Source organism: Micromonospora halophytica (genome assembly GCF_900090245.1).
GTDB lineage: Bacteria > Actinomycetota > Actinomycetes > Mycobacteriales > Micromonosporaceae > Micromonospora > Micromonospora halophytica.
In genome coordinates this window covers 23096-30768 of the sequence record NZ_FMDN01000037.1, presented here as the reverse complement: position 1 = coordinate 30768, position 7673 = coordinate 23096, and the positions used below count along the sequence as shown (strand labels likewise).

The window sequence follows — 7673 nt, the reverse complement described above, 5'->3', positions numbered from 1 at the left end:
ACCCGGGTCACCTCGTCGGCGAACGACGACAACTGATCCACCATCGTGTTCACCGTGGACTTCAGCTCCAGGATCTCGCCCCGGGCATCCACCGTGATCTTCTGCGACAGGTCACCCTTCGCCACCGCCGTGGTCACCGAGGCGATGTTGCGCACCTGCGAGGTCAGGTTCGACGCCATCGAGTTCACGTTGTCGGTCAGGTCCCGCCAGGTGCCGGCGACGCCGTTGACCTGGGCCTGACCACCCAGCTTGCCCTCCGTGCCCACCTCACGGGCCACCCGGGTCACCTCGTCGGCGAACGACGACAACTGATCCACCATCGTGTTGACGGTGTTCTTCAGCTCCAGGATCTCGCCCTGCGCGTCGACGGTGATCTTCTGCGACAGGTCGCCCTTGGCGACCGCGGTGGAGACCTGGGAGATGTTGCGCACCTGGCTGGTCAGGTTGCCGGCGAGCTGGTTGACGTTCTCCGTCAGGTCCCGCCAGGTGCCGGAGACCCCGCGCACCTGGGCCTGACCACCCAGCTTGCCCTCGATGCCCACCTCACGGGCCACCCGGGTCACCTCGTCGGCGAACGACGACAACTGATCCACCATCGTGTTGACGGTGTCCTTGAGTTCCAGGATCTCGCCCTGCGCCGCCACGGTGATCTTCTGGCTCAGGTCGCCCCGGGCGACCGCCGTGGAGACCTGGGCGATGTTGCGCACCTGGGCGGTCAGGTTCGACGCCATCGAGTTGACGCTGTCGGTCAGGTCCTTCCAGGTGCCGGCGACGTTCGGCACGTCCGCCTGACCGCCGAGCTTGCCCTCGGTGCCCACCTCACGGGCCACCCGGGTCACCTGCTCGGCGAAGAGCCGCAGGGTGTCGGTGAGCGAGTTCATCGTGTCGGCCAGCTCGGCGACCTCGCCCCGGGCGCCCACCGTGATCTTCTGCGACAGGTCGCCCTTCGCCACCGCCGTGGCCACCTGGGAGATCGACCGCACCTGGCCGGTCAGGTTCGACGCCATGGTGTTGACCGAGTCGGTGAGGTCCTTCCAGGTGCCGGCGACGCCACGGACGTCGGCCTGACCGCCGAGCTTGCCCTCCGTGCCCACCTCGCGGGCCACCCGGGTCACCTCGTTGGAGAAGGACGAGAGCTGGTCGACCATCGTGTTGACCGTGCGACCGATGCGCAGGTACTCACCGCGCAGCGGGCGACCGTCGATCTCCAGCGCCATGTGCTGGGAGAGGTCGCCGTCGGCCACCGCCACGATCACCCGGGCGATCTCCGTGGTGGGGCGGCCGAGGTCGTCGACGAGGGAGTTGATGGCCCGCTGGCCCTCCGCCCACGAGCCGTCGAAGCCCTCCTCGTCGAGACGCTCGGTGAGCCGGCCGTCCCGGCCGACGACCCGACTGATCCGGCGCAGGTCGAGGTGCTGCCGCTCCTGGAGCGCCACCACGTCGTTGAAGGCGTCGGCGACCTCACCGGCCGCGCCCGCCCGGCGGGGCAGCCGCACCTTGAAGTCGCCGCCGCGTACCCGGCGCAACGCCTCCGCCAGCTCGACGAACAGCGCATCGCGCTCGGTCGCGGACGGGTCCGCGGTCACCGACTGTTTCGCGCTCATCATTCCTCGCTCAGCTCGGGGCCTCCCGGCGCGTCGACACGCCACCCATCCCATCATTGTGCCCAACGCCGTGTCGACGCCGCAGACGCCGCGTCGGCCGCCCCACCTCGGGCGCGGCGCGCGGAACCTGACGCACGGCGGCGCGACCCGTGACTCGGAAACGCCGTCGGTTCGGTGCCGTCGGGCGGACATATTGCCCGCCGGTCGACCGCCTCTGTCGGCCGGCCACACCGGTCCCCCAGCATGCCCGGCGAGGCCGTCCGGCTTGGCACCCGGCCCGTGCCGGTGGAGGATACGAGGGTGTCAGCGGAGGCAGGGCCCGCGGCGGACGGGGGCCGGGACGAGCACGTCCGTCGCATCCGCCTGCCCGCCGACCGGCGTACGCCCGCCGCCGCCCGCGCGCTGGTCCGCTCCGTGCTCACCGAGGCCGACCTCGACGACCTGCTCAACGAGGCGCTGCTGCTGACCACCGAACTCTCCACCAACGCGGTGGAGCACGCCCGCACCGAACTGGACATCGAGGTCGCCGCCGACCCGGTCGGGCTCACCGTCACCGTCACCGACTTCGCCGCCGGGCCGGTGGACGAGCTGGTGGTGGGCGTCCGCAACGACACCGACGAGATCACCGAGGTCTCCGAGCGGGGCCGGGGACTGCTGCTGGTCGACCACTTCGCCAGCCGCTGGGGCACCACGTACCTGCCCACCGGCAAGGGCGTCTGGTTCCGGCTGGACCGGCCCGGTGCGGCACCGGAGGTGCCCGCCGCGCTGGACCAGGTGCCGGTCAACGGCGGGGACGGCACGGTCGCGGCGAGTTCCGCGCCGAGTGCCACCGCGATGAGCGAGCTGACCCAGACCAACCCCGACCCGTACGCCGAGGACCCGCTGCCCGACTTCGCCGCCGACCTGCTGACCCGGGTCGCCGAGATGGTCGGCGCGGCCGGAGGCGTGGTCCGGCTGGACCGGGGGGACGGGCAGGGCACCCAGGTGCTCGCCCGGTACGGCCGCCAGCCCCGCCCCGGCAACGAACTGCTCCAGGTGCCGCTGGCCGTGCACCGCCCGTACGCCGGGGAGCTGGAACTGGACGCCGCGCCCTCGGCGTACGCCCGACCGCTCGCCGTACTCGCCGCGGAACGGCTCTCGCTGCACCTGGAGAACGACCGGCTGCGCCGGGCCGACATCCGTCGCCAGGCCTGGCTGACCTTCCTCGCCGAGGCGAGTGAACTGCTCGCCCAGTCGCTGGACGTCGAGCTGACCATGGCGTTGATCCCGCAGCTGATGGTGCCCCGGCTGGGCCAGTGGTGCGCGGTGCACACCACCGACGAGTGGGGCCAGCTGCGGCTGGCCGCCTCCAGCCACGCCGACGAGACGGTCCTGCCCCAGCTGCACAAGGTGCTCGAGGAGACCGGGCCGGAATCGGTGCAGGCCCGGCTCAGGGAGGCGTCCCGCAGCGCCACGCAGGTCCCGCTGGGCCCGCCGATGGAGGGCTTCGCCGTCCCGCTGATCGCCCGCGGTCAGCGCCTCGGCACCCTGGCGGTCGGCCGGCACCTGCGGCACCGGCACGACCCGGACGAGGTCGCCGTGCTGGAGGACGTGGCCCGGCGGGCTGCCCTCGCCATCGAGAACGCCCGGATCCACGCCGAGCGCCGCCGGGTGGCGCAGACCCTCCAGCAGTCACTGCTGCCACCGGTGCTGCCGGTCGTCGAGGGAATCGGCTTCGCCGCCGAGTACGTCCCGACGGGCGACGACGCCGAGGTCGGCGGCGACTTCTACGACGTGGTGCCGCTGCCGGACGGCCGCTGGCTGGTCGTCATCGGCGACGTCTCCGGCAAGGGGGTGCAGGCGGCGGCGGTGACCGGGCTGGTCCGGGACGTGATCCGGGTGCTGGTCGGCGACGGCAAGCCGCTGCCGGAGGCGCTGTCCCGGCTCAACGAGACGCTGGTCGAGCGGGGTGGTGGCCGGTACTGCACGCTCGCGCTCGCCGCCGTCGGTCCGGGCGAGCGGGGGCAGCTCGACGTCTCGCTGCACCTGGCCGGGCACGACCGCCCGGTGTTGCTGCGCGGCGGGGGCGGAGCATCCTTCGTCGGGCTCGGCGGCACCGCGCTGGGTCTGCTCGACGCGATCACCTCGCCGACGGCGGAGGTGCCGCTCGCGCCCGGTGACTCGCTGGTCTTCTACACCGACGGGGTGACCGAGCGCCGGCGCGGCCGGGAACTGTTCGGCGTCGACCGGCTGCGCGACGCCGCCGCCCCGCTGGCCGGGTACTCGGCCGACGTGGTCGCCGCCCGGCTGCGCGCCACCGCGATCAACTTCTCGGTGGAGACCCCGCGCGATGACATCGCCATCCTGGTCCTGCGCAACGACGCCCTCTGAGCCCCTGGCTGAACTGATTACGACCGCCCCGGCTCCCGCGCCGGGCGCGGAACGGTCGCCGCCGGCGGATCAGAGGCCGCCGGGCAGCCGCCCCGGAGCCAGCCGGCGGTGCGGGTCGAGGTGGTCCTTCGCCGCCCGGAGCCGGGGGATCACCGCCGCCTCGCCCCACACATCGATCTCCCGCCGCACGGTCGGGGGCGCGGCGACCACCACGCACCGCCCCCGTCGCGCGAGCAGCACCCCGCGCACGGCGGCGAGGATCGAGGCGACCCGGCCGCCGGGCAGCGTGCCGGGCAGGGCCGCGTGCAGCACACCGAGGCCGGCGGAGCCGCGTACCGGGACGGGGGCGCCGGCCGCGTCACGCAGCGCGTAGACGGCGGCGTGCAGGTCGGTGATCGGCACCTCGATGCGCAGCGCGGTGTCGCCCGGACCGAACGGGTAGCTGCGCCACCAGGGCGGGGCGGCGTTGTCCACGCTCGCCTCACCGTCGAAGAGCGCCACCAGCCGGTCGACCCGCTCCGCCACGTCGGCGGGGCCACCCTCCAGCAGGACCGCCAGGGTGCCCGCCCCGCCCCGCGCCGGCGTCTCCCGCCGCCCCGCCATCGAGGGGTGGGCGGCACGGGCCGCCGCGCGGGCCGGGTCCATCGGCCGGGCCGGTCGGGTGCCGGTCGCCGGCAGGTCCAGCTCGATGGCGGCCGGGTCGAGCCGGGCGGCGAGCACCGCGCGGATCAGGTCGTGCACCTCCAGCGGCGTCCACACCGGACGGATCACCCAGATCCGGCTGGCCGGCACGGCCTGTGCCCGTACGGTTGCCGAGACGAGCACCCCCAGCCCGCCCTGCGAGCCGCAGAGCAGTCGACCCACGTCCAGCCCGACCGGCGCCGCCCCGGCGGACAGCTCGGCCGGCCCCACCCCGGCGCCGACCAGCTCGCCGTCGGCGTCCAGCCAGCGCAGGCCGACGAGCTGCTCGCAGGCGGTGCCGTGGCGGTGGCGCAGCGGGCCGGCCTCGTCGGCGGCGAGCACCCCGCCGAGGGTGGCCCCGGGCGAGGGGGGATCCAACGGCAGCCGGCGGCCGGTGCGTTCGAGGACGGCCTGGACCGCGCGCAGCGGCGTGCCGGCCCCGATCTCGACCACCGGCGATCCGACCGGCTGGTGGCCGATGCCGGCGAGCCGGCCGGTGTCCAGCATGATGTCGACCCGCGCGGGGGCGGCCCCCCAGTCGATCTTCGTGCCGGCGCCCCGGGGCACCACGGTCAGGTCGTGCCGGGCCGCCAGCCGCAGCACCTCGGCCGTCGCCTCCGGGCCACCGGGAACGGCCACCCAGCGGGCCGCCCGCCCGGCCACCTCGTCGGCGGCCCCCGCGAAGCGGGCGAAGGACGGGCCGCAGATCGAGGCCAGCCGTCGGGTGATCTCCGCTGCACCGGTGGAACGCGCTGCTGCCGCCATGGCGCTCATCGTACACATGTTCGAACGACGCGGCGGCAAGTCGGACGAAGAGGCCGCGCCGTGGACGGCGGCCGGCCGGTAACGTGACGCCGTGACCACCGACACCGCGCCCGTCGCCAAGCGGGTGCCCGCCGAGCGCACCCACCACGGCGACACCGTCGTCGACGAGTACGCCTGGCTGGCCGCCAAGGACGACCCGGAGACCATCGCCCACCTGACCGCCGAGAACGCGTACACCGAGTCCCGCACGGCGCACCTGGACGGGCTGCGTGCGGAACTGTTCGAGGAGACCCGCCGGCGCACCCAGGAGACCGACCTGACGGTGCCCACCCGCAAGGGCGGCTACTGGTACTACACCCGCACGATCGAGGGCCAGCAGTACGGCGTGCACTGCCGCCGGGCGGTCCGCGACGGCGAGACCACCCCACCGGTCAGCGCGGACGGCGCACCGCTCGACGGCGAGGAGGTGCTGCTCGACGGCAACCTGCTCGCCGAGGGGCACGACTTCTTCGCCCTCGGCGCGTTCGACGTCAGCCCGGACGGGCGCCGGCTGGCGTACTCGACCGACTTCAGCGGCGACGAGCGGTTCACCCTGCGGATCAAGGACCTGAGCACCGGCGAACTGCTCGCCGACGAGGTGCCCGACACCTTCTACGGCACCGCCTGGTCCACCGACGCCTCGGTGCTCTTCTACGTCACCGTCGACGAGGCGTGGCGACCGAACCGGGTGTGGCGGCACGTCGTCGGCACCCCGTCGGGCGAGGACGTGGTGGTGCACTCCGAGGACGACGAGCGGTTCTGGGTCGGTGTCGAGCTGACCCGCTCCGAGCGCTTCGTGGTCATCGACATCCACAGCAAGGTCACCAGCGAGGTCCGGGTGATCCCGGCGGGCAACCCGACCGGCGAGCCGGCCGTCGTCGCCCCGCGCCGGCAGGGCGTCGAGTACTCGCTGGAGCACCACGGCCACCGCTTCCTGATCCTGCACAACGACGGCGCGGAGGACTTCGCGCTGGCCTGGACCTCGGCGGACGCCCCCGGCGACTGGGTGCCGCTGATCGACCACTCCCCCGGCACCCGGCTGGAGGCGGTCGACGCCTTCGAGAGCTACCTCGTCGTCTCGCTGCGCGCCAACGGCCTCACCGGGCTGCGGGTCCTCCCGATCGGCGGCGGCGACGAGTGGGACATCGACTTCCCCGAGCCGATCTACAGCGTCGGGCTGGACGCCAACCCGGAGTACCGCACCCGGGAGATCCGGATGCGCTACACCTCGCTGGTCACCCCCGACTCGGTGTACGACTACGACCTGGTCACCCGGCAGATGGTGCTGCGCCGGCAGAAGCCGGTCCGCCCGGGGCCGGACGGCCGGGCGTTCGACCCCGCCGACTACGAGCAGCACCGTGACTGGGCGCTCGCCGACGACGGCACCCGGGTGCCGATCTCACTGGTCTGCCGCCGGGACACTCCGCGCGACGGCTCCGCGCCGTGCGTGATCTACGGGTACGGCTCGTACGAGGCGAGCATGGACCCCTGGTTCTCCATCGCCCGGCTCTCCCTGCTCGACCGGGGTGTCATCTTCGCCGTGGCGCACATCCGGGGCGGCGGTGAGCTGGGCCGACGCTGGTACGACGAGGGCAAGCTGCTGGCCAAGAAGAACACCTTCACCGACTTCGTGGCCTGCGCCCGGCACCTGGTCAAGGCCGGCTGGACGGCGAGCGACCGGCTGGTCGCCCGGGGTGCCTCGGCCGGCGGGCTGCTGATGGGCGCGGTCGCCAACCTCGCCCCGGACGCCTTCCGCGGGATCGTCGCGCAGGTGCCCTTCGTGGACGCGCTCACCTCGATCCTCGACCCGTCGCTGCCGTTGACGGTCACCGAGTGGGAGGAGTGGGGCAACCCGCTCGCCGACCCGGAGGTCTACGCGTACATGAAGTCGTACACCCCGTACGAGAACGTCACCGCCGTCGACTACCCGGCGATCCTCGCGGTGACCAGCCTCAACGACACCCGGGTGCTCTACCACGAGCCGGCCAAGTGGATCGCCCGGCTGCGCGCGGTCGCCCCGCAGGGCGACTACCTGCTCAAGACCGAGATGGGCGCCGGACACGGCGGCCCGAGCGGCCGGTACGACGCCTGGCGCGAGGAGGCGTTCATCAACGCCTGGATCCTGGACCGGCTGGGCCGCGCCTGACCGTGTACCGCGCCGCCACCTCACCGTCCGGCGGCGGCGACGGGACGGACGAGGGCCGGGCGGAGGAG

The 7673-nt window shown here is 73.7% G+C and carries 4 protein-coding genes; 2 read left to right on the top strand and 2 right to left on the bottom strand.

Translation table 11 applies throughout. From position 1 onward, the window contains the following. Positions 1-1607: HAMP domain-containing protein (locus tag GA0070560_RS27165; protein WP_139131613.1), on the bottom strand; the 1607-nt coding region annotated here is incomplete at its 3' end. A 297-nt stretch (positions 1608-1904) separates the two neighbouring features. Here GA0070560_RS27165 and GA0070560_RS27160 point away from each other — a divergent pair. Further along, positions 1905-3974 carry a SpoIIE family protein phosphatase gene (locus GA0070560_RS27160; RefSeq protein ID WP_091302870.1) on the top strand — a complete coding sequence of 690 codons (2070 nt, stop codon included), beginning with the start codon at positions 1905-1907 and terminating at the stop codon, positions 3972-3974. Positions 3975-4043: 69 nt separating this feature from the next. Here the strand turns inward: GA0070560_RS27160 and GA0070560_RS27155 are convergent, their stop codons facing one another. Further along, positions 4044-5420, bottom strand: a complete 1377-nt coding sequence (locus GA0070560_RS27155; protein ID WP_245675748.1) for an FAD-binding oxidoreductase — start codon at positions 5418-5420, stop codon at positions 4044-4046. Between the two features lie 91 nt (positions 5421-5511). Here GA0070560_RS27155 and GA0070560_RS27150 point away from each other — a divergent pair, with 91 nt between their 5' ends. Further along, a complete protein-coding gene (locus tag GA0070560_RS27150; RefSeq protein ID WP_091302866.1) occupies positions 5512-7605 on the top strand; it encodes a S9 family peptidase in 2094 nt (697 codons plus the stop codon). Positions 7606-7673: the final 68 nt, after the last annotated feature.